Annotated in this window: 21 protein-coding genes; 7 read left to right on the forward strand and 14 right to left on the reverse strand. The window is 59.7% G+C overall.

Translation table 11 applies throughout. The features are described from left to right. Positions 1–64: 64 nt before the first annotated feature. Complete coding sequence (locus EAV92_RS12095; protein WP_241158470.1) at positions 65–952, reverse strand: IS3 family transposase; 888 nt, start codon at positions 950–952, stop codon at positions 65–67. A gap of 370 nt (positions 953–1322) precedes the next feature. Beyond that, complete coding sequence (locus EAV92_RS12105; protein ID WP_123041327.1) at positions 1323–1673, reverse strand: hypothetical protein; 351 nt, start codon at positions 1671–1673, stop codon at positions 1323–1325. Positions 1674–1803: 130 nt separating this feature from the next. On the opposite strand from EAV92_RS12105, the gene asnB reads away from it, so the two are divergent. Then, positions 1804–3660 carry an asparagine synthase (glutamine-hydrolyzing) gene (gene asnB, locus EAV92_RS12110; RefSeq protein ID WP_123041328.1) on the forward strand — a complete coding sequence of 619 codons (1857 nt, stop codon included), beginning with the start codon at positions 1804–1806 and terminating at the stop codon, positions 3658–3660. 61 nt (positions 3661–3721) lie between these two features. On the opposite strand, the gene EAV92_RS12115 is transcribed toward asnB, so the two are convergent. From EAV92_RS12115 to EAV92_RS12125, 3 genes are all read right to left on the reverse strand, one after another. Then, positions 3722–4366 (reverse strand): XTP/dITP diphosphatase, encoded by a 645-nt coding sequence (locus EAV92_RS12115; RefSeq protein ID WP_123041329.1) that lies wholly within the window; start codon positions 4364–4366, stop codon positions 3722–3724. Next, positions 4363–5109: a ribonuclease PH gene (gene rph, locus EAV92_RS12120; protein WP_123041330.1), complete on the reverse strand. Its 747-nt coding sequence runs from the start codon at positions 5107–5109 to the stop codon at positions 4363–4365. Before rph ends, EAV92_RS12115 begins: the two co-directional genes overlap by 4 nt. 98 nt (positions 5110–5207) lie before the next feature. Further along, positions 5208–6344, reverse strand: coding sequence for a GerMN domain-containing protein (locus tag EAV92_RS12125; protein ID WP_123041331.1), 1137 nt, complete (start codon positions 6342–6344; stop codon positions 5208–5210). A gap of 170 nt (positions 6345–6514) precedes the next feature. Between EAV92_RS12125 and EAV92_RS12130 the strand changes: the two genes are divergently transcribed. Further along, the gene (locus EAV92_RS12130; RefSeq protein WP_123041332.1) at positions 6515–7072 is read left to right on the forward strand and encodes a phosphatidylglycerophosphatase A family protein; all 558 of its coding nucleotides are present in this window, start codon (positions 6515–6517) and stop codon (positions 7070–7072) included. 60 nt (positions 7073–7132) lie between these two features. On the opposite strand, the gene EAV92_RS12135 is transcribed toward EAV92_RS12130, so the two are convergent. Together EAV92_RS12135 and fni are read right to left on the reverse strand one after the other, a co-directional pair. Then, positions 7133–8104 (reverse strand): MBL fold metallo-hydrolase, encoded by a 972-nt coding sequence (locus tag EAV92_RS12135; protein WP_123041333.1) that lies wholly within the window; start codon positions 8102–8104, stop codon positions 7133–7135. Between the two features lie 6 nt (positions 8105–8110). After that, positions 8111–9172, reverse strand: a complete 1062-nt coding sequence (fni, locus tag EAV92_RS12140) for a type 2 isopentenyl-diphosphate Delta-isomerase (protein WP_241158513.1) — start codon at positions 9170–9172, stop codon at positions 8111–8113. A 144-nt stretch (positions 9173–9316) separates the two neighbouring features. Here fni and EAV92_RS12145 point away from each other — a divergent pair, with 144 nt between their 5' ends. Genes EAV92_RS12145 through EAV92_RS12165 form a run of 5 tightly spaced genes read left to right on the forward strand, consistent with a single transcriptional unit; the run spans position 9317 to position 15515 of the window. After that, complete coding sequence (locus EAV92_RS12145) at positions 9317–10684, forward strand: YheC/YheD family endospore coat-associated protein (RefSeq protein ID WP_123041335.1); 1368 nt, start codon at positions 9317–9319, stop codon at positions 10682–10684. After that, a complete protein-coding gene (locus EAV92_RS12150; protein WP_123041336.1) occupies positions 10659–11804 on the forward strand; it encodes a YheC/YheD family endospore coat-associated protein in 1146 nt (381 codons plus the stop codon). Before EAV92_RS12145 ends, EAV92_RS12150 begins: the two co-directional genes overlap by 26 nt. Continuing rightward, entirely contained in the window at positions 11785–13161 is a 1377-nt protein-coding gene (locus EAV92_RS12155) for a YheC/YheD family endospore coat-associated protein (protein ID WP_123041337.1), read from the forward strand. Before EAV92_RS12150 ends, EAV92_RS12155 begins: the two co-directional genes overlap by 20 nt. Then, entirely contained in the window at positions 13161–14318 is a 1158-nt protein-coding gene (locus EAV92_RS12160; RefSeq protein ID WP_123041338.1) for a YheC/YheD family endospore coat-associated protein, read from the forward strand. Before EAV92_RS12155 ends, EAV92_RS12160 begins: the two co-directional genes overlap by 1 nt. Before the next feature lie 9 nt (positions 14319–14327). Beyond that, on the forward strand, positions 14328–15515 hold the full coding sequence (locus EAV92_RS12165) for a YheC/YheD family endospore coat-associated protein (protein ID WP_123041339.1): 1188 nt from the start codon (positions 14328–14330) through the stop codon (positions 15513–15515). Positions 15516–15592: 77 nt separating this feature from the next. Here EAV92_RS12165 and EAV92_RS12170 read toward each other — a convergent pair whose 3' ends face one another. The 7 genes from EAV92_RS12170 to ytvI all read right to left on the reverse strand — a co-directional run bounded on the left by EAV92_RS12170 (position 15593) and on the right by ytvI (position 20801). Next, positions 15593–16273 (reverse strand): HAD family hydrolase, encoded by a 681-nt coding sequence (locus EAV92_RS12170; protein ID WP_123041340.1) that lies wholly within the window; start codon positions 16271–16273, stop codon positions 15593–15595. Between the two features lie 88 nt (positions 16274–16361). After that, positions 16362–17798, reverse strand: coding sequence for a flotillin family protein (locus EAV92_RS12175; protein WP_123041341.1), 1437 nt, complete (start codon positions 17796–17798; stop codon positions 16362–16364). An 18-nt stretch (positions 17799–17816) separates the two neighbouring features. Next, positions 17817–18341 (reverse strand): NfeD family membrane protein, encoded by a 525-nt coding sequence (locus EAV92_RS12180; RefSeq protein WP_123041342.1) that lies wholly within the window; start codon positions 18339–18341, stop codon positions 17817–17819. 173 nt (positions 18342–18514) lie between these two features. Next, on the reverse strand, positions 18515–19084 hold the full coding sequence (locus EAV92_RS12185; protein WP_123041343.1) for a manganese catalase family protein: 570 nt from the start codon (positions 19082–19084) through the stop codon (positions 18515–18517). A 12-nt stretch (positions 19085–19096) separates the two neighbouring features. Beyond that, on the reverse strand, positions 19097–19330 hold the full coding sequence (locus tag EAV92_RS12190; RefSeq protein ID WP_123043702.1) for a spore coat protein CotJB: 234 nt from the start codon (positions 19328–19330) through the stop codon (positions 19097–19099). Between the two features lie 72 nt (positions 19331–19402). After that, positions 19403–19624, reverse strand: coding sequence for a spore coat associated protein CotJA (locus EAV92_RS12195; RefSeq protein ID WP_123041344.1), 222 nt, complete (start codon positions 19622–19624; stop codon positions 19403–19405). Positions 19625–19766: 142 nt separating this feature from the next. Next, positions 19767–20801 (reverse strand): sporulation integral membrane protein YtvI, encoded by a 1035-nt coding sequence (gene ytvI / locus EAV92_RS12200; RefSeq protein ID WP_123041345.1) that lies wholly within the window; start codon positions 20799–20801, stop codon positions 19767–19769.

The following is a 20801-nucleotide window of genomic DNA, read 5'->3' on the forward strand; positions in this document are numbered from 1 at the left end:
TGACGCAGCAAAAAACTCCCTCGCGCTGGTCAAGACCCCATTTAGCGGACACTAAAGAAAAACCCTACCCGACAAGCTGGCGCCGGTATTGAACCGGAGCCAGCTTGTTCAATTTTCTTTGCGGTCGACAATGATTGTAAAAGTGGATGTACTCATCAATTCGCCTTTGTGCTTCTTCAAAGGTTCGAATATCATAGGGGTAGAGCCCTTCCGCTTTCAAATGCGAGAAGAAGCTCTCCATGGAGGCATTGTCATAACAATTGCCTCGGCGTGACATGCTGATTTGGGCGCCAACCTTTGGCAGCATGTCGTGGTACTTGTAGGACGTGTACTGGGTTCCCTGATCGCTGTGAACGATCAGGCCGGTCACGTCCTTCTCCGTTTCGAATGCCTTTGCGAATGTCTGTAACACAAGTTCCGTGTCATTACTCTCACTTATATGGTGAGCGACGATTTCGTTCTGGCATAAGTCTTTAATGGCGGAGAGGTACAGCCAGGAATCGCCAACTCGATACTGCGTGATATCGGTGACCCATTTTTGGTTAGGTGCGTCTGCTCTGAATTGGCGACTCAAGATGTTTCCAACAGCCCGGTCACCTGTGTTCCAAGTGCGGCTGTTATGACGGTATTTGCGACGAATTTTAGAGCGAAGGCCCATTAATTGCATTAACCGCAGCACCTTCTTGTGGTTCATCCATACACCGTAATCTTGATGCAGGAATAGCTGAACTTGCCTATAACCGTAAACACCGTTGTAACGCTCATAAGTGGCACGAACTAGCTGCTTAGATGCTTTATCCTTGTCCTCCTCCAACCTTTTTACATAGGCGTAGTATCCACTGCGGGAAACGCCGACTTCCTTACAGAGCTCAGTGACGCTAAAGTTTTCACGGAGCTCATGGACGAGCCTATATTTCTCTGGTACACCTCCGCCTTCGTAATGGCCAACCACTTTTTTAGGACGGCGTTCTCCAATTCCAAGCGTTTTACATAACGATCCACGTCGGTGTACTCTTTCCGCTTACCACGGTGATCCATAAGGCCATAATCACCCATTTGCTTGTACCGGCGCATCCAAACCTTTAGTCGAGTAATATCCTCGATAGCCAATACTTCTGCCACTTTCTTCTTCGGCATTCCTTGGAGCCGCATTTCAATCGCTTTCTTCTTCGTTTCAAAACTGTAGTAAACAAATTTCTGCCCCTTCTTCGCCATAACGAAAAGCACCCCCTATAGTTTTCATCGGTTTAAACACCAGGGTGTTTTTCCAATGTCCACTATAAGGGGTGCACTTCACGCCGGCGGGGGAGTTTTCGTCTGTTTTACCGTCCGCCGCCGGCGAGATGGAGATCCAGGTCCGCACGGATGCCGTCCTTGTCAAGCACTTGCGCGGCAAACGCGTTGCGATCCTCTCCGCCGCCATGGCTGGGACCGCTGAATAGCTTCATCGTCACGTCTTCGAAAGCTTCGTGAAGGTTATTGTCGTACCAGTCCACTTCCGTAGCCGCATCGTTGGACAGCACCCGAACGAGCTGGTACCCTTTCGGGCCTTCCCGGAAATACGCAAGCAGGCTCGCGCAGCCGGGGTCGTCGGTCATCACTTCGACCTCCGCGACCCTCTGTCCCCCGACGTCGCGGATTCCGCGGAATGAGGCTTGTCTCACCGTCAACATGTCTTCGCGTCCACTCCTTTCCGACACGGTTCGTTACGTATTTTCTCCCGCCGGACAGACATGTTATCCCTTTTTTCGCATATCCATCTTATGATCGGTTGATCGGTCCCACAGCGAGGGAGGGGAGCTTATGTGCGGCATTACCGGATGGATCGACTGGAACGAGGATTTAACGAAACAAGCCGACACGATTGAGAAAATGACGGAAACCCTGGAGCTCCGCGGACCGGACGCTTCGGGCACCTGGCTGTCCCGCCACTGCGCCTTCGGCCACCGGCGGCTGTCCGTCATCGATCCCGCGAACGGGGCGCAGCCGATGGTCCGCCCGGTCAAATCGGCGGAGGAGCAGGATTGCGTCGTCGTTTACAACGGGGAGCTTTACAATGCGGGAGAATTGCGCGACGAGCTGGTCCGGCTCGGATACCGGTTTAGGACGACCTGCGACACCGAAGTGCTGCTGCTCAGTTACGTGGAGTGGGGACCGGCCTGCGTCGACAAGTTCAACGGAATCTTCGCGTTCGCCATCTGGCGGACCGACGAGGAAACGTTGTTCATGGCCCGGGACCGCCTTGGCGTGAAGCCGTTGTTTTACCGCCATTCGGAAGGGAGGCTTCTGTTCGGGTCGGAGCCGAAGGCGATATTAGCACATCCGGAAGTTCCGGCGGAGGTGGATGCGGAAGGCTTGGCTGAGCTGTTCGTGATCGGGCCGGCCCGGACGCCCGGACACGGCGTGTGGCGGGGCATGCTCGAGCTCAAGCCGGGGCATTGCCTGACCTACGACCGGAACGGACTGCGGACGACGGCTTACTGGAAGCTCGAAAGCCATCCTCACGAAGACGACGCGGACGCGACCGCGAAGCGAGTCGGCGAACTACTGTCCGATACGCTTGAAAGGCAGCTCGTGTCGGACGTCCCATTGTGCACGCTGCTATCGGGAGGGTTGGATTCGAGCGCGCTGACCGCCCTTGCGGTCCGCTATTACGAGAGGACGGGACAAGGGCGCGTCCATACGTTCTCCGTCGATTACGTGGACAACGACAAGCATTTCACGGCCCATGACTTTCAGCCGAACCCGGACGCCCCGTGGATCGAGCGGATGAGCCGCCACTTGGCCACCGAGCATCACGGAGTCCAGTTCGATACGCCGGAGCTGGCCGATTCGCTGGAAGCGGCCGTCCGGGCGAAAGATCTGCCCGGCATGGCGGATATCGACGCGTCGCTGTACCTTTTTTGCCGGGAAATCAAAAAGCATTCCACCGTCGCGATCTCCGGGGAGGCGGCGGACGAAATTTTCGGCGGATACCCCTGGTTCCATCGGCAGGACGCTCTGGCGGCCGAAACGTTTCCCTGGTCCCTAGCCGCTTCGCTTCGTACCGGATTGCTTTCTCCCGAAATGAGACAGCTTCTTCGTCCCGAGGAGTATTTGGGAGACCGGTATGCGCAGGCGGTGGCCGAGGTGCCCCATCTCGCCGGGGAAGACGAACAGAAGAGGCGCATGCGGCGGATGTCCTATTTGAACATTACCCGCTTCATGCCGACGCTGCTCGACCGGAAAGACCGGATGAGTATGGCGGTCGGGCTGGAGGTGCGCGTGCCTTATTGCGATCACCGGCTGGTCGAATACGTCTGGAACATCCCGTGGGAAATCAAAATGGCCGGAGACCGGGAAAAAGGCATTTTGCGGCGGTCGCTGGAAGGGGTCCTTCCGCACGACGTCCTCTACCGCAAGAAAAGCCCGTATCCCAAAACCCATAACCCCAACTACCTGTCGACGGTTCGATCCCGCTTGCTGGAGAGGCTCGACGACCCTTCGTCGCCGCTGCTCCCGCTCATTGACGCGGATAAAATCAGGGAGATCGCGGCAACGACGGACGCAAGCTCGCACCTGCCCTGGTTCGGGCAGTTAATGTCCGGCCCCCAGTTGTTCGCCTACCTGCTGCAAATGGAATACTGGCTGCGTCAGTATAAGGTGAAAATCGTAGGCTAGCCTTTTGGAACTTGGAACAGCAAAAACCTCCGGTTTCCCGCGTGGGGACCGGAGGTTTCCGTCATCCGTTCGTTTCGATGAGATCCAGCAGCTTGCGAAGAGCGCGTCCCCGGTGGCTGACGGCGTTCTTTTCGTCGACGGTCAATTCGGCCATGCTTTTGCCATATTCGGGAAGCCAGAAATACGGGTCGTATCCGAACCCTCCCGTACCTCTGGGCTCTGTCAGGATAAAGCCTTCGACCGTCCCTTCGGCTTCCAGATAAGACTCGTTGCCCGGCGAAAACAACACCAGCGAGCTGACGAAACGGGCGGGGCCGTAATCGCTTGGCCGTCCGCCGCCGTCGCCGGATTCGTTTTCCCGCGAACGGTCGGACAACGCGCGCATCAGCTTGGCGTTGTTGTCCGCGTCGGTCGCATGCTCGCCCGCGTAACGGGCGGAATACACGCCGGGTTCGCCGCCGAGCGCATCCACGCAGAGACCGGAGTCGTCCGCCAGTACGGGGAGACCGAGGATCTCCGCCGCCGTCCGGGCTTTGATCATCGCGTTCTCGAAGAAGGTGGTTCCCGTCTCTTCGATTTCCGGGATGCCGGCCGTTTCGTTCAAATCCCGCACTTCTATGCCGAGCTTGGAGAAGGCTTGGCGGAACTCCGTCGTCTTCCCCCGGTTGCGGGTCGCCACGACGAGCAAGCCGCCGCGCCCGATCATCGTTTGGCCTCGCCGATCCGGATGCCGGCGTCTCCGAGCGTATCCTTCTGCCAGGCGATCAATTGCCGGATGCCTTGTTCCGCGAGACCCAGCATGCCGTCCAGCTCCGCTCGGGAAAACGGGGATTCCTCACCGGTTCCCTGCACTTCAACGAAGGAGCCGGCCCCCGTCATGACGACGTTCATATCGACCTTGGCCTTCGAGTCTTCCTCGTAGTTCAAGTCGAGCAGCACCTGCTCCTGCAGGACGCCGACGCTGACGGACGCGAGAAAATCGGCAAGCGGATAGCGCGCGAAAGAGACCGTTCCGGACAGCTTATGTATGGCGAGGGCAAGCGCGAGAAATCCTCCGGTTATGGACGTCGTCCGCGTTCCCCCGTCGGCTTGGAGCACGTCGCAGTCGATCGTGATCGTCCGTTCGCCGAGCGCGTCCAGCAGCACGACCGAGCGAAGCGCCCTGCCGATCAACCGCTGGATTTCCATCGTGCGGCCAACCTGTTTGCCTTTGATCGACTCCCGTTGGTTCCGGCTTTGGGTCGCCCTCGGCAGCATCGCGTACTCCGCCGTGACCCAGCCTTTGCCTTGTCCTTTCAGGAAAGGAGGGACCCGTTCGTCGACCGACGCCGTGCAGAGCACTTTCGTGTCTCCGGCTTCGATCAGCACCGAGCCCTCCGCGTATTTGTTGGGTTGCAATGTCACCTTAAACGGGCGCAGTTCGTCTGGCTGCCTTCCGTCGGCCCTCATGTGTTTTCCTCCTACCGTACCTTGCATGGGTTCAAAACCTCTCCCATTTTACCAAAGTCGGGCAGGAAAAGCACACGCGGAGCGGAGCCGAAGCGCGATCAGCGTTCAAGCATGTTCACGGCGGCGGGCCGGGTGACCGGACGGTCGTAGGAGCGCTGATCCGAATCGAGGAAGGAATCGTCGCCGTTGATCGCCACTTTGACCTGAGGGGTCCCCGCCGCTTCGGTCATCGTCAGCACGATCGCCTCCATCATGTCGGAGGGCACCGGCTTCTTCGCCGACCATTCGTCGTCCCGCAGCGAGACGTTTACCGTATCGGCGAGCGGCTTCAGTCCGTCGACGGTGAAGCCCGGTTGAACCACGGCTTGCAGGGATTTCGTGTCCGACGGGCCTTTGATCAGTTCGTCCAAAGCGGCGCGCATCCGGTCGGGCGTCCGGTCGATCAGGCGCGTCACCGGCACGAAATAGCCGTCGCCGTTGGCCGATCTGGCGGAGAAGTACAGGGTCACGCCCATCGAATGGGCAATCTTCACGCCTTTGGCTTCCTCGACGTTGATGCCGATGCCCCGGGTCAATACTTCGTCTACCGGCATTTTGGAAGCCGGAAGCGAGCGGATCGTTCGGCCACCGACGGACAGCTTCACCTTATCCATGCCGGGAAGCTCCGTCATCGTCCAGACGACGGCTTCGAGCATTTTGCGCTCTTCGTTGGCCGGCATGGCCGGAAGCGGATCGGCGAAGTCGATCGACACCGTGCCCGAGTCCGTATCCAGCTTTACGGAGTCAACCTTCGCGCCCTCTGGCAGAACCGCGGAGAAGCCCTCGGGCAGCTGGTCGATGCGCTTCGGGTCTTTCGTCAGCCAGGTCATGGCGGTTTCCGCGCCGGCTTGTACGGATTCCGAAGCGGGCGTTTCCCCGGAAGGGAGGCGCAGCGTCATGGGAGCGAGGTAGCCTTTCTCGTCGAGCAGGTACACGGTGACGGAATCCTCGGGCGCGACTTGTCCGACGGTCGGTTTGACGGGCGTTTCGCCGGTAAGCGACGGGGTCGCGGTCCCGTCCGCCGTTCCTTCCGCCTGCTGCAGCATGGCTTCCTCGATTTGGGAAGGCGGCGGATCGATGGCGGCCGACTTGCCTTCCGAACTTCCGATAGACGAACAAGCGGACACGAGCGGTATCAGCAGCAGCACGGTTGACCATCTTAGAGGTTTAAGGCGATTGCCGATCTTACGGTTCATGGCGTTTCCTCCCGAACGGGCGGCGGGTGAGCGGGCGCCCAGGGCGCCGCCGTTCCGCCTTCTCCCTTTTTGTAGTACTATGTATACGAGCCCCCGGGGCAAATATGTATGTTTGTCCGAATCGAAGGACGAGCGGCGGGAGCCCAAAGTTTCGGAAAGAGGTGTTGTGTTTGTCCAGACCGAACTTGTATCGTCTCAACAGCAAAGAAGTCGCCCGAGCCACCGAAGAGTGGCTGACCCAACGAGGCGTAAGCAAGGAGCAAATCGGACAGCTGGTCATGCTGCTCCAAAAAGACTACTTCCCCGAGCTGACGCTGGAAGAGTGCGTCGTGAACGTAGAAGCGGTGCTGTCCAAGCGGGAAGTCCAAAATGCGGTATTGACCGGCATCCAACTCGATATTCTGGCGGAGGAAGGCAAGCTGCTGCCGCCGCTGCAAGACATGATCAAGTACGACGAAGGCCTGTACGGCTGCGACGAAGTGCTGGCCCTCAGCATCGTCAACGTGTACGGCAGCATCGGGTTCACGAACTTCGGCTACATCGACAAGTTCAAGCCCGGCGTCCTGAAGAAGCTGAACGATAAGTCGGACGGGAACATCCACACTTTCCTCGACGACATCGTCGGCGCCATCGCGGCCGCGGCGTCCAGCCGCATCGCTCACCGCAAGCAAGCGGAACGCGAAGCGGTGGCGGAAGGGCTCGAGCAGGCCGGGGAAGCGGGAGAATAACGCGAAATGCGAAAAAGGCTGTGCCGGATGGCACAGCCTTTTTGTATGCGGAGGCGGCGGCTACTTTCGCTGCCAGCTGCCGCGGTCACGAGCGAGCACGCCGCGGGTCTCGAGCAGGATGAGATGCGCGATCGTTTCCGCGAGCGCGAACCGGAGATTGTGCAAGTTGCCGCGCAGATGGGTCCCGAACAACCGCTCGCAGACGTCGAATGAGCTGATCTTTTCGTCGCCGATCCCCTCGGCGATTTTATCCAGCCTGCGCTCGTGATGGCGGAGCAGCTCGTCCACCCGCTCGCGGAAACCGCCGAACGGGTCCCGGTGCCCGGGATAAGCGGCTTCGACGTCCAGCTCCCGCATCGATTCCAGGCTCGAAAGATACGAAGCCAGCGGATTTCCGTCGCCGCCCGGCATCCATCCGATGTTCGGCGAGATATCAGGCAGCACTTGGTCCCCGCAAATCAGGCGCTTGCCGGTTCGGTCGTAGAACGAGAGATGCCCCGGCGCATGTCCTTCTCCCGCGACCGGCTCCCAATCTACGCCCCCCATGGCGACCGGTTTCCCCGCCTCCAGATAGCGCACCTCTTCCGGCTGGGGGGAAACGCGTTCCCGGAATCCCAGCAAATGCGCCTGCATCTCCCGTGCCAGCTCGGACGGAAGCCCGTGCTCCCGGAACGCTTCGAGCATCTCGCCGGAATAGGTCTCGTTCTCCCCCCACATGCGGACGGCCGCCGCCCTGGCGGTTTCCGACATCCATACGTTCGCGCCCGTGCGCTCGCGAAACCATCCCGCCAATCCGTAATGGTCGGGATGGTGATGCGTCAGCACGATTTTCGCGATCCTGTTCCAAGACACAGGGGCCTCCTCCATAAACGCCGTCCAAATCCGTTCCGTCTCCGACGTTCGGAGACCCGGATCGATCAGCGTCCAGCCTTCCGGACCCGGCAGCAAATACGCGTTTACCCACTTCAGCGAATAAGGCAGGGGAATCTTCACCTGCAGCCAGCCATCCGGGTGTTCGATTCCCGTCGACATCGATCGTTACTCCTCCCCGAAACTCTCCCAAATGCGTTTGTCCCGAATCATTCCCGGCGCGCGCAGGTCCCGCAGCTCCCGGGCTCCGGAAGCGAACATCGCGATCCGCAGCTCCGATTCGACCCGTTCCAGCCGTCCTTGGACGTCCCCGCCCGTGGCAGCTTCTTTCAGCAGCGAACGCCCGAATCCGGCCATGTCGCCGCCGAGCGCGATCGCTTTCGCAGCGTCGACCCCGTTGCGAAGCCCCCCGCTCGCGATCAAGGGCATATCCGGCAGCTTGCGGCGGATTTCCAACAAGCAGTCCGCCGTGGGCATTCCCCAATCGGCGAACGCTTCGGCGGCCTCCCGGAGCAGCGGATCCGCCTGCCGGAATTTCTCTACCTGGCTCCAGGACGTGCCTCCCGCTCCCGCTACATCGATGAACGCCGCGCCCGCCTCGGCGAGCCTGCGCGCGGCGGCACCGTCGATGCCCCATCCGACTTCCTTGATGCCTACCGGCACGGGAAGCCGCTTGCATACCTCTTCGACCCGCTTGTACAAACCGCGGAAATCCGTGTCGCCGCCCGGCTGGAACACTTCCTGCAGCGCGTTCATATGGATGACCAGCGCATCCGCTTCGGCCATCTCCACCGCCCTCAGGCAATCGTCCGGCCCGATGCCGCAATTGAGCTGAACCCCGCCGATATTCGCGAGGATCGGAATCGTCGGCGCTTCGCGCCGCACGCGGAACGTGGCGGCCAGTTCCTCCTTCTCCAACGCGGCGCGCATGGAGCCGAGCCCCATCGCCCATCCCCGTGCTTCTGCGGCTTCCGCGAAACGCCGGTTGACCTCTCCGGCTTCCCCCGTCCCACCGGTCATGCTGCTGATCAAAAGAGGCGTTCGCACGGTTTTCCCCAAGAAAACGGTCTCGATCCTCACATCCGAGAACGCCATTTCGGGAAACGCGGCGTGCCGAAGCCGGTAATTTTCCAAGCCCGTCGACACGCCGCGGCCCTGCACGGCCTCTTCCAAGCATATCCGAATGTGCTCCGCCTTGCGCCGTGACGTTCTGTCCGACCCTGTTTCCATTGCTGTCATCTCCCCGCGGCGGTCATTCGGCCAATCACCGATAACTAGATGTCCTCATATGATGGAGTATTGTCGCGAGCGCCCGGAAAGGCGGCCCGCGAAAGATTTGGCCATGGCCGAGAAACGGTGGAAGGAGAACCCCGTATGTCCGCCCCCAAAATCAACGTCCAGGCCATCAGCTCCGGCATTCTGTCCGACGACGTCCTCATGCTGGGGGAACCGCTGATGAAGAGGTCGAAAATACCGGCCGGTCAGCCCCTCACGCTGCAGTTCGGTTCTTTTCGCCACTCCGTCACCGTCATTCCCGTACCGCGTTACGAAGGACTGAGAATCAGTCAGACGCTGTTCCGCAGAATGGGCCTCCAATCCGGAAGCTCCCTCCGGCTGCAGTACCAAGCCTCCTCCAGGACCCTGTCGCTCGGGCCCTTGATCGGCGTGCTCGTCAGCCGGGAATATCCCCATCAGCCGGATAAACCATTCGGCGATATCACGATGTTTTGCCGGGAACTGACCGATGCTTGCCGCAAACAAGGCGCATACGTTTATTTTTTCACTCCGGGCGCCCTTGGGTCAAGTCAGACGGCCGTGGAGGGCTGGGTGTACAACGACGGTTGGCAGCGCATGACGCTCCCCGTGCCCAACGTCGTCAACAACCGGCTTACTTCCCGTAAATTGGAGAATCTGCCGGACGTCCAGCAGTTCATGAAAGAAATCACCTCACGCTACGGTTCCCGGGTGTTCAACGAAAAATTTCTCGACAAATCGGAAGTGTTCGACGCGCTCAAGAAAGACGCGAACCTTCGCCGCTATTTGCCGGAGTCCCACTCTCTGAGGGATTTCTCCATGTTCCGCAGCATGTGCTCCCGTTACGCCAGCGTCTTCTTGAAACCCGTGCGCGGAAGCCTCGGCAAAGGAATCATCCGGCTGACGCGTTTAGGTCCGGAAAGCTGGCAAGCGTCGTATGCTACCGTGAACGGAACCCGAAAAATGAATTTCGCTAACTTGACGAAGCTTTACGCCTCCATCTCCGGAAAGATGAAGTCGGTTCACTATCTGATCCAGCAAGGGCTCGATCTCATCGAAATCGGCGGCCGTCCGGTCGATTTCCGGGCGTTAACTCAAAAGAACGCGGTCGGGGAATGGACGGTCACATCCGTCGTGAGCCGCACGGCGGGCAGCGATCACTTCGTGTCGAACCTGGCCCGCGGAGGCACCCTCTCGAAAACCCGCGAAGCGCTGGTCAAATCCAATCTTCCCGCCGTATTCCGGGGAGACGCTTCCGCGCGCCTTCACCGCGCGGCGCTGGACATCGCCAAGGGGATCGACGCTTACATCCCTGCCCATTTCGGCGAGCTCGGCATCGACCTCGCGATCGACACGAACGGCCGCGTCTGGCTGCTTGAGGTGAACTCCAAGCCTTCCAAGAACGACAACACACCATTAACAGAGGGGAAAATCCGCCCTTCGGTGCGGATGATGATTCAATATGCGAGATATTTATCCGGATTCTGAAATCCTCGGCATTCTCGCCCTCGAAAGGCCGGGCGAGTTTCCGGTAGGGGAAGGCCGTTTCGTCCGCGAGCTGCTCCGGAGAGGAAGGAGAACGGGGCTCACGGCGATCGCTTTCGATCCGAGAACGTGGGATCCGTCCGACGATTCGGTGCGGGGCTGGACGCTCCAAAGCGACGGCGAAGGGTGGCAATCCGGCCGTTACGGCGTGCCCGGCCTGCTTTATGACCGCGCCTGGCCGGAAACCGCGTCGGAACACGAGCGGTTCCGCCATGCGCTGCGCCGGTTGGAAGACGGGCGCAAACTCCGTCGGCTCAACGGGAAACTGCCCCACAAAGGCCGCGTTCACGCCTTGCTCGCCCAAGAACCCGAATTGGACCGCTTGCTCCCGCCTACCCAGGCGTATGCCGGTCCGGCTTCGTTCTCGCGATGGCTGGACCATGCCGGCGGATCGGCATTCCTGAAGCCGGCGGGAGGCAGCCAAGGCCGGCGGGTCGCCGCATGCGTTCGTGAGTCTGACGGATCGGTGCTGATCCGCGGGCGCCGGGCAGACAACCGCTCTTTCGAAGTCTCTTTCCGCAGCATGGCGGCGGCTTCCGCCAAGCTGCACCGATGGATCGGCCGCCGCTCGTACATCATGCAGCCGCTGCTCGATTTAACGGGCGAAGGCGGCGCCCCGTATGATATTCGCGCGCTGGTGCAAAAAAACGGACGCGGCCGTTGGACGGTCACCGGGATCGCCGCCCGTATCGGCCGGCCCGGTACGGTGACGGCCAATTTGCATGGAGGAGGCCGGGCGGAGCCTGCGGAAACCGTGCTCGCCGCAGCGCACGGAGCGTCAAAGGCCGAAGAGCTGCTGGCGGAAATCCGCCGCGCTTGCCTGCTCATCGTCCGGCGGCTGGAACGCCACTGCGGCCGGCTCGCGGAATTGGGGCTGGACTTCGGCGTGGACCGCTCCGGAAGGCTGTGGTTCCTGGAGGCCAACTCCAAACCCGGACGGCAAGCCATGGCGGGAATCAGCGCCGAAACCGCGGCACGTTCGACGGAGAGGCCGATCGATTACGCACGATTCATCCTGCTTCGACCACGTGGGAGGGTAATTCATGAGTTTGACCATCTGTAACGTCCATTTCACTCAGCAGCCCGAACGAATTCTTTGGCTCTCGAGTTCCCTCGCGAAGCTGCTTCGGCTGGGGGGACGGAAATCGGTAACCGTCAAGCTCGGCCAGGATACCGTTCCCGCTGCGGTGCGCACGATCAAACGCAAGGGACATCATGTTTACATGTCGGCGGGACTGCGTCAATCCGTTCGGGTGCCGATGTCGGGTAACGTCTTCGTCAATAACGAAGAGGACGGGGAAATCCAGCTCGGACCGCTCGTCGGCATCCTTACCGACACCTCGCGGAGCTCCCCAGGCTCCCCTTTCGGCTATAGGACCGCTTTTTTCAAACAATTGCTGTCGATGGGCAGAAAAAACGCCTATTTTTTCGCTTTCACCCCGCGGGACATCAACTGGCACCAGGAAACGGTGCAAGGTTGGTTTTACCAGCCGGGCTCGGGTTGGCAAAGGCGCGTCGTGCCGCTGCCGGACGTCGTCTACAACCGGCTTCCGAGCCGAAAAGCGGAAACCTCGGCCACCCTGACCGCCTTGAGGGAACGGTTGGTCCGGAAACGGATCCCCTTCTTCAACTGGAGCTTCTTCAACAAGGCGGACGTATACAAAATGCTCGAAAACGACCCCGAAGCGCTGAAGCATCTTCCCGAGTCCGTGCATAACCCTTCTCCCGAACGGATCAAGGAAATGCTGGAAAAACACCATTTCGTCTATTACAAGCCTTCGGACGGGAGTCTCGGCGTCGGCATTTACCGGCTGACTTACCATCCCCGCAAAGGGTATTTCATCCGTTTTCGCCGCAACGGTTCGAACGTGCTGCTGCGGTTCAATACTTTCGGAGGCATCATGAAAATGCTTCGGGCACGCCACGGCAGTGGACTGAGCCAATACGTCGCTCAGCAAGGAATCCGGCTCGTCGAAATAGACAGCTGCCCGATCGATTTCCGGTTCCACATGCATAAAGACGGGAGCAACCGTTGGGTCGTGGCCGGCATCGGCGCGAAGAAAGCGGGCCGCGGCAGCGTGACGACGCATATCAAAAACGGAGGTTCTCTGATGACGCCGGAGCAGGCGCTCATGCACACGTTTGGGGACCGCACGCTGGAAGTTCTGGAGGAGGCGAAGGATACCGCCGTCCAGCTTTCCGAGGCGATCGAGAGGAACTACAGCCATACGCTCGGCGAGCTGGGTCTGGATATCGGCATCGACCGGGACGGCGCGGTATGGATGTTCGAGGCGAACGCGAAACCCGGCAGATCCATTTTCAAACATCCCGAGTTGAAAGAACAAGGCCGCGCGTCCATGCAATATATTCTGGACCATTGCCTGTATCTGAGCAATTTCCGGATAGAGGAGGAAGACTGATGCGGATATTGGCGCACGCTTCGTCTCCCGGGACGTTCGATAGCGGCGACAGGCCGGTGGTGGCTATCTTGACCGTTGATGACGAAGCCCAATCGTTCCGAGGAAACCGGGCGAACTTCGCCGACCTGATCCAAACCGGGAGCGAGCTGGGCGTCGTCACGTACGTGGTTACGGTGAGCCAATTGAAGCTCAAGTCTGACCGCGTTCAGGGCTATACGTATCGTCCCGAAGACGGCGCGTGGATTCAGGAATGGTTTCCGCGGCCGAGCGTCATTTACAACCGGATTCCGCTCAGGGAGGACGAACGGCAGCCGATCGTCAGAAAGAAGCTGGCCGCGATTTCGCGGCATCCGGGAATCCAAATGTTCAACCGCCGGTTTTTCAACAAATGGTCGCTTTTTCGGTGGCTTTACAACAACCCGGCGACTCGGCGCTACGTCCCGGATACGAGGAAGCTCACGACCTTGTTCGTGCTGTCCCGTCTGCTGAAACGGCACCGGCTGCTGTATCTGAAACCCGTCCGCGGCAAAGCAGGCGTCGGAATCATGACGGTAAGATTGCAGCCGGAGAAGGCGCTGCCGTACCGGCTGCAGATCCAGGAGGAGAAAGGCAGCCGGACTTACCGCCTCGCTTCGCTGCAGCGGCTGTGGGAGAAAGTCGTCGACTACGCGGAATCGACCGGCGAGCCTTATATCGCCCAGCAAGGGATCTCGCTCGCTTCCGTGGACGACCGGCCGTTCGATTTGCGGGCATTGACCCAGAAAAACCAGTCGGGCAAATGGGAGCTCACCGGAATCGGAGCGCGCGTGGCGGGAAACGCCAGCATTACGACGCACGTTCCGCGGGGCGGCTACATCGACGATCCGGATAAGCTGCTCACCGCCATTTTCGGCAAGGAAAAAGCCGTTGAAGTGCTCGACCGGGTGCGGGAAACCATCCTGCTGCTCGCGAAGCAGATCGAGCGGGCTTCCGGTTCGCGCCTCGGCGAAATGTCCATGGACCTCGGCGTGGACCGCAGCGGCAACGTATGGTTTCTGGAAGCCAATTCGAAGCCGATGAAGTTCGACGAGAGAGATATCCGGAAAGAGTCCTTGCACCGGATTTTCCAATATAGCTATTATTTGCATCGCCGCACCAAGAAGCCGTCCGGGAGGTGAACCGATGCGATGTCCAAAAACCCGACGCTCGGTATCCTGACGCTCTACCTCAACGACCGAAAATCGATCGAAGAGAAAGCGATGTTCCAGAAGCTGACGGCGGCGGGTCGAAAAAAGGGGATGGACGTGGTCGTGTTCACCCCGGACGACGTCGAGGATCGAACCGGACGCGTCTACGCGCACGTCTACTCTCCGGTCAAGAAGATTTGGGGACGGCAATGGACGCGTATGCCACAAATCATCTACGACAGGGCGAGGTACCAGAAGAGCTCCCGATTCGAAAGGCTGCTTTCGTTCCGCCGCAAATATGCCCATCTGATTTTCCTGAATCGTCCACTGCGCAACAAATGGACCATTTACCGCACCTTGAGCGGCATCCCGTCTTTGCGCGACCATCTGCCGACTACGCGGCTGTACGAATCCCCCGCCGACGTAGCCGCGATGCTCAAACAACACCCCACGGTCTATTTCAAGCCGATTAACGGAACCGGAGGACGCGGCATTCTCCGCATCGACCGCAGGTCCGACGGCTTGCTGCTGTTGCAAGGTCGGAACCATGCGCGGGCCATCGTCCCCCGCCGGATCATCCGACGGGAGCAGCTGCCGGCCCTCATCCGGGCCTGGGACCGGCGCGGCGACCGCTATATCGTGCAGCAAGGCCTTCAGATCAAACTGCCCGGAGGAAGGGTTCACGATTACCGCATGCTCGTGCAGAAGAACGGCCAAGGGGAGTGGGTCTTCACCGGCTGCGCCGGCCGCGTCGGTCCGCCGAACAGCATTACCTCCAACTTGCACGGCGGCGGAACGGCGGTGACGATGGAATCGCTGCTGCGGGAATGGATCGAAAGCGAGGACCAGATCGCGCAGATCCGGGAAAACGCGGAGACGTTCGGAATCGAAGTCGCAGCGACCCTGGAGAAAACGTACGGAACGCTGTGCGAGCTCGCGCTCGACTTGGCCATCGACCGCAGCGGCCGGATTTGGCTGCTCGAGGTGAACCCGAAGCCCGCCCGGGAAGTGTTCGTCCGCGCGGGGGAGGCGGAGGTCTACCAGCGTGCGCTCTCGCTCCCGATTGAATACGCCCTGTGGACGTATCGGCGCCACCAAGAAGGAGCCGGCTCCGACTCGAAGCCGGGCTCCGGGCATAAGCCGGATGCCGGACGCGAACCCCCGGAAGATCAGCCGACGACCGATTGAACGAAAACAACCCCGGATCGCTCCTGCATCAGGAAAGCAGATCCGGGGTTGATTGTTTTCGATTCTTCAACCAGCCTTCATAGCTCTTGCTCGGGCAATAAATCGAGCAGCTCCGGGAACGACCGGATCACCGCATGGGATCCGTCGAGCTCGCCTTCCCGGCGGAACCCGGCATAATCGCACCCGACGACGGACAAGCCGTTTTTCAGCCCCGCTTCCACGTCCGAAGACCGGTCTCCGACCATCCAGGCGCTCCGGACTCCGAAGGTGTCCGTCAGACGGCGAACCAGTTCCACTTTGGAGGCGGTGCCGAATTCTCCCGCGCTGTAAGTCCCTTCGAACAGCTCGGCGATTCCTTTGATCTCGGGCACGCCCTTCACGTAAAGCTCCAGGCCGTTGCTGGCGATAAACAGCCGGATGCCCCTCCGGCGGAGGGCGGCAAGCGTCTCCGGCACGCCGGGATACAGCGATCCGCGTCCCCGCGACAGCTCCTCCAATTCGTACTGAAGCAGCAGCACGTTCGCCCGCTCGTGCGCCTGCGGGGAGCCTTCCGGCATGACGCGTTTCCAGATATCCTCAAGAAGCATTCCCAAGGAGCCGAGCAGCTTGTCGATCGGCGGGGTCGCCTCCGTGTACAAGCGTTCGTTGCGCAGCGTTTCGAACACGCGGCGATGAACGGTTTCCAGCAAGGTTTCGGTTTGGAACAGCGTGCCGTCCAGATCGAAAATGACGGCCTCGGGCAGCGGCAGACGATTCATGGCTTCTCTCCCGTTTTTTCCCCATCATAATGCAACCGTCCCGCCGGAACAAGCCCGGCCGCCTTGGCATCGAAATATGCTTATGCGCTTATGAGTTTCCGCTGTCGATCGTGATGTCTTTCTTCATGGCGGTGCTGCCTTCCGCCAGCCTTTTCAGCAGCTGGTTCACGTCCACACCCGTCAGCGCACTCACCGTCTCGGGCATTTTGGCCAGCAGATCCGTGACGTACCCGGTCACTTTGGCCGCGCCGCCGTTCGGACCGCTCCCCCCTCCGTCGACGATGACGATCTTCTCCGTTTTGGACAACGGCTCGGCGATGGCCCTGGCGATTTCCGGGAACTTGTCGACGATCAGCTCGACGACCGCCGCTTCTCCGTATTTGCGCAGCGCGTCGGCGATTTTATCCTTCGCCTCGGCTTCGGCAAGGCCTTTAAGCCGGATTACGTCGGCCTCGGCCGTACCTTCCGCCCGTTCTTTGTCGGCGTTCGCGGCACCCGCCAGCCGGACGGCTTCGGCCTCGGCTTTCGCTTTCGCCTCGATCTGATAGCGTTCGGCTTCCGCGCGCTGCTCCTGGGCGAAACGCTCCGCTTCCGCTTGTTTTTTCACCGTGGCGACCAGCTCGCGTTCGCGCCGCTCGATCTCCTTGGACTCCAGCTCGATCTGTTTCTCCCGCTCGATGACCTGGATTTGCATTTCCTCGGCTTTGACGGACTGCAGCGTTTTCACTTCCTGAAGCTTATACGCCTGGTCGGCCTCCGCCTTCCTCTGATCCTGTTCTTGCTTAAACGCCGCCTTCTTCACTTCCATGGCTTTGTTCGCTTCCGCGATGTTGGTCTCCGCCGCGAATTCGGCCTTCTTGCCTTCTTCCAGCGCCTTGGACTTGGCGATCTGCTCATCCCTCAGCGCATTCGCTTTCGCGATTTCGGCATCGCGTTTGACCGAAGCGATCTGCGGCTGGCCGAGCGCGTCAAGGTAGCCGTTCTTGTCCCGCACGTCGCGAATGGTGAACGAAACGATCTGCAGGCCCATTTTGTTCAAGTCGCTCGCCGCCACTTCCTGCACGTTGCGGGCGAACTCTTCCCGGTTGCGGTAAACGTCCTCCACGGTCATCGTGCCGAGGATGGCTCTCAAATGGCCTTCCATCGTCTGGGTGGCGATGCTCTTCAGCTCGTCGTCGTGTTTGCCGAGAAACTGCTCGGCCGCCGTGGCGATCGATTCCAAATCGCCTTTGATTTTGATCTGGGCCACCCCGTCGACCATGACGGGCACGCCGTGCATCGTGTACACCTCGGGCGTATGGATATCCAGCGTCTGAACCTGCAGCGTCAGGAAGGAAGCTTCCTGCACGACGGGCCACACGAACGTGCCGCCCGCCTTCACGATCTTCATTCCTTCCCGGGTCAGCGCCCCCGTGACGATCATCGCTTCGTCGGCCTTCACGGTCCGGTAGCGGGATGCGAAAACGATAATGAGCAAAATAACGACGATTACGATGCCAACCGGAATGTACAATGTCATGTCCATACTTAGAGATTCTCCTTTTCAGTTGTCAGATTCGAACGGGTCCATCCACGACTCCACGACGAAGGTGCCGGCGGACTCCCCGACGACCCTCACGGAGGCGCCCCGGGGGATGGCCTTTCCGGGCGCCGTTTTCGCGGGCGCGCTCAGCCTCGTCCCGGCTTGGGAATACACGATTTCCCCGAGCCGGTCCGGCTCTATGGAGACCGCGACCTCCGCTTCAAGCCCGATCATGTCCCTGGCGGACAAAGCCGATCCTTTCTGCGCCGCGTGCAGCGGAATGACGACGAGAAACATGACCGCCGCCGAAACCCCCGCCGCGAAAAACAGCGACAAGGCGGCGACCGGGACGGCCGACCACCCGGTACGGTGGAGGAGCATGTAGCCGATGCCGCCGAACACCGTCAGAAACGTGGCGATGACGGTCGGCGACAGAAAGGGGAGCTCGCCATGGTGCATGTCGAAACCGAGCCAATCCCCGAACACCAGGGAAAACAAGGCGTAGCCGGCTCCGATGAAGAATAGGACGATCATCAGCGTCTCCATGGGACACCTCGCGCTCCTTTCCATATAAGTAGCGAATCTTCCCATTCATACGTAACGCAGGATGGAAAGTTTCTCCTAATTTGCATAAAAACCCAATCTTGACTCCGTCCACGCCGTGGAAACGCCGCGCCATAAGAAAACCCGCTCCAGGGAGCGGGCCGGTTTCCGGATGTTTAAAAGAATTTCTTCTGATCCCGGTCCGCCTTGATGATCTCCACGGCTTCCCGGAATCTGAGGGAATGGATGACCTCCCTCTCGCGCAGAAACTTCAGTCCATCCTGCAGATCGACGTCGTCGGTCATATCGATCAGCCATTGGTAGGTGGCACGGGCCTTCTCTTCCGCGGCGATGTCCTCGTACAGGTCGGCAACGGGATCGCCTTTGGCTTGAATGTAGGCGGATGTCCAAGGAACCCCCGAAGCGTTCTGATAGAACAACGCCCGGTCGTGAACGGCATAATGGTCGCCCAAGCCGGCTGCCTTCAGCTGCTCTACTGTCGCGTCCTTGGTCAGCTTGTAAACCATCGTGGCGATCATTTCCAGGTGGGCGAACTCTTCAGTCCCGATATCCGTCAGCAGCCCGATTACGCGATCCGGGATGGAATACCGCTGATTCAAGTAGCGAAGCGCCGCCGAGAGTTCGCCGTCCGCGCCGCCGTACTGCTCGAGCAGAAACTTCGCCATCATGGGATCGCACTTGCTCACCTTGACCGGATATTGCAGCTTTTTCTCATAGATCCACATGCGCTCGCCTCCTCACACCTGCCACGGCCATGGCGTCTCCGGCCATTGGAAGGGAAACCGGGTGTAGCTGTGGCCGAAATGCATGAGCGGTCCGTATTTCAGTTCGAAATCCTGGCTGATCTGCCTGCGCGTTTGGGCGAGCTGATTGAATTGCTGAATGGCTTGCATGTCGGTCGGGTGGGTATCCAAATACAGGTTCAGCTCGACCAGCGCGAAGTCAACCTTTTGCAGTTGTTCCAGCTGCATGCGGTAGGCTTCATCGCCCGCGACGGGCCGTATGTTCGGCTGGATTCCTTGCCCGTTCGGATGGTCCATGGCTTACCCTCCTTTCGCGGACCGCTGGGGCTCATAGGGGCTGTAAAGCGCAGGCCACAGCGTGCCCCGGAATAACGCTTCGTCCAACGGAAACTGCGGCAGGTTCATCGGCTGAAAATGGATAAACAGGTTCGGCGGAACCACATACCGCTTGACGGGTATCGGCGGGCAGGGGTCGGTCGGACTTGCGTACGGAAACCACTCGCGCCATTGTCCGTTGTTCATGCTCGGTAACCTCCCTTGAAGCATGCGCCGTTCGGGACGGCTCGGTAAGACACTCCGCTTCTATCCTATGAACGCGGACGAGAAGTATAGTCTTTGTAAAAGCAAAAAAGCCGCCTGCGAAGGCGGCTTCATGCCGATAATATCAATCCAGTTTGATTTTGAAATCAAGGAGTCCGGCTTTCCGGGCCGCTATGAAAACAATGACGACGATAGGTCCGAGAAAAACGCCGATCACGCCGACGAGCTCGTATCCGACGTACAAGCTGATCAAAGCCGACAACGCGCCGATTCCGACGGCATCGCCCAGAATTTTCGGTTCCACGATCCTTCTGACGACCGTTATGACAAGAAACAATAGCAGCAGCCCTATGCCGGTAAACACGTCTCCGGCGACCAGCTGGTACGCAGCCCAGGGCACGACCACCGAGCCGGTGCCGAGAACGGGCAGCACGTCGACGACGACGATGAGCAGCGATATCGCGAGCGGATAACCGGTTCCGATAATCAAGAGGCCGACGAAGCAGATCACGTAAGTGATGACGCTGAGCAGCAACTGGGCCCTCAAGAAACCGAACACCGATTTGCGGAGGCTGACGAGCACCTGATCCATCTGGTGACGTGACTTCTCCTCGAAAAGCGAGAGGAAGGACATCTTCATTTGCGGCATGCTCAGCGTGAACAGATAGACGGCCACCAGGAAAACGATGAAAAACACGAAAAAGTTCGGTATGCCTTTGGCGAAGTTCAGCAGGTATCCGGTAATGTTCTGGGACAGGCTGGTGAGCAGTTCCGTCACTTTGGACAGCCAGCTTTCCAACTGACCCGGCACGGGGTCGGCCCCGCCGCTCGAGAAGCTTTGCGCCCTCTCCAGCAAATCCTGTATGTACGCGCTCGCATTGGTCAAATAATCGGGCACGTTCTGCATGAACGCGGTCAGCTCCGCCACCACTTTCATGCCGATCAGGGCGGCGACGCCCAGCAGCAACGCGGTGAACAACGTGCTCGATAAGGTCGAAGCGGCCAGCCGGTTCATTTTGGTCCGCTTCATGAGCAGTTCCGTCAGCGGCTCCAAAAAGATCGCGACGACAAGCGCCAGCAAAAAGGGCGCGCCCGCCGTAAACAGCAAATACAGAAACGCGAGCGCGAAGGCGATCAACATGAATTGGCGCAGCGGCAT

Source organism: Cohnella candidum, assembly GCF_003713065.1.
Lineage (GTDB): Bacteria > Bacillota > Bacilli > Paenibacillales > Paenibacillaceae > Cohnella > Cohnella candidum.

Excerpts from the sequence above, each read along its gene's own strand:
- EAV92_RS12125 (WP_123041331.1), bottom strand. The coding sequence starts at position 6,344 with ATGAACCGTAAGATCGGCAATCGCCTTAAACCTCTAAGATGGTCAACC.
- EAV92_RS12165 (WP_123041339.1), top strand. The coding sequence starts at position 14,328 with ATGTCCAAAAACCCGACGCTCGGTATCCTGACGCTCTACCTCAACGAC.
- rph (WP_123041330.1), bottom strand. The coding sequence starts at position 5,109 with ATGAGGGCCGACGGAAGGCAGCCAGACGAACTGCGCCCGTTTAAGGTG.
- EAV92_RS12115 (WP_123041329.1), bottom strand. The coding sequence starts at position 4,366 with ATGATCGGGCGCGGCGGCTTGCTCGTCGTGGCGACCCGCAACCGGGGG.
- ytvI (WP_123041345.1), bottom strand. The coding sequence starts at position 20,801 with ATGCCGCTGCGCCAATTCATGTTGATCGCCTTCGCGCTCGCGTTTCTG.
- fni (WP_241158513.1), bottom strand. The coding sequence starts at position 9,172 with ATGGAAACAGGGTCGGACAGAACGTCACGGCGCAAGGCGGAGCACATT.
- asnB (WP_123041328.1), top strand. The coding sequence starts at position 1,804 with ATGTGCGGCATTACCGGATGGATCGACTGGAACGAGGATTTAACGAAA.
- EAV92_RS12190 (WP_123043702.1), bottom strand. The coding sequence starts at position 19,330 with ATGCAGCTGGAACAACTGCAAAAGGTTGACTTCGCGCTGGTCGAGCTG.
- EAV92_RS12150 (WP_123041336.1), top strand. The coding sequence starts at position 10,659 with ATGCGAGATATTTATCCGGATTCTGAAATCCTCGGCATTCTCGCCCTC.
- EAV92_RS12195 (WP_123041344.1), bottom strand. The coding sequence starts at position 19,624 with ATGAACAACGGACAATGGCGCGAGTGGTTTCCGTACGCAAGTCCGACC.
- EAV92_RS12145 (WP_123041335.1), top strand. The coding sequence starts at position 9,317 with ATGTCCGCCCCCAAAATCAACGTCCAGGCCATCAGCTCCGGCATTCTG.
- EAV92_RS12135 (WP_123041333.1), bottom strand. The coding sequence starts at position 8,104 with ATGTCGACGGGAATCGAACACCCGGATGGCTGGCTGCAGGTGAAGATT.
- EAV92_RS12185 (WP_123041343.1), bottom strand. The coding sequence starts at position 19,084 with ATGTGGATCTATGAGAAAAAGCTGCAATATCCGGTCAAGGTGAGCAAG.
- EAV92_RS12170 (WP_123041340.1), bottom strand. The coding sequence starts at position 16,273 with ATGAATCGTCTGCCGCTGCCCGAGGCCGTCATTTTCGATCTGGACGGC.
- EAV92_RS12180 (WP_123041342.1), bottom strand. The coding sequence starts at position 18,341 with ATGGAGACGCTGATGATCGTCCTATTCTTCATCGGAGCCGGCTACGCC.
- EAV92_RS12155 (WP_123041337.1), top strand. The coding sequence starts at position 11,785 with ATGAGTTTGACCATCTGTAACGTCCATTTCACTCAGCAGCCCGAACGA.
- EAV92_RS12175 (WP_123041341.1), bottom strand. The coding sequence starts at position 17,798 with ATGGACATGACATTGTACATTCCGGTTGGCATCGTAATCGTCGTTATT.
- EAV92_RS12105 (WP_123041327.1), bottom strand. The coding sequence starts at position 1,673 with ATGTTGACGGTGAGACAAGCCTCATTCCGCGGAATCCGCGACGTCGGG.
- EAV92_RS12160 (WP_123041338.1), top strand. The coding sequence starts at position 13,161 with ATGCGGATATTGGCGCACGCTTCGTCTCCCGGGACGTTCGATAGCGGC.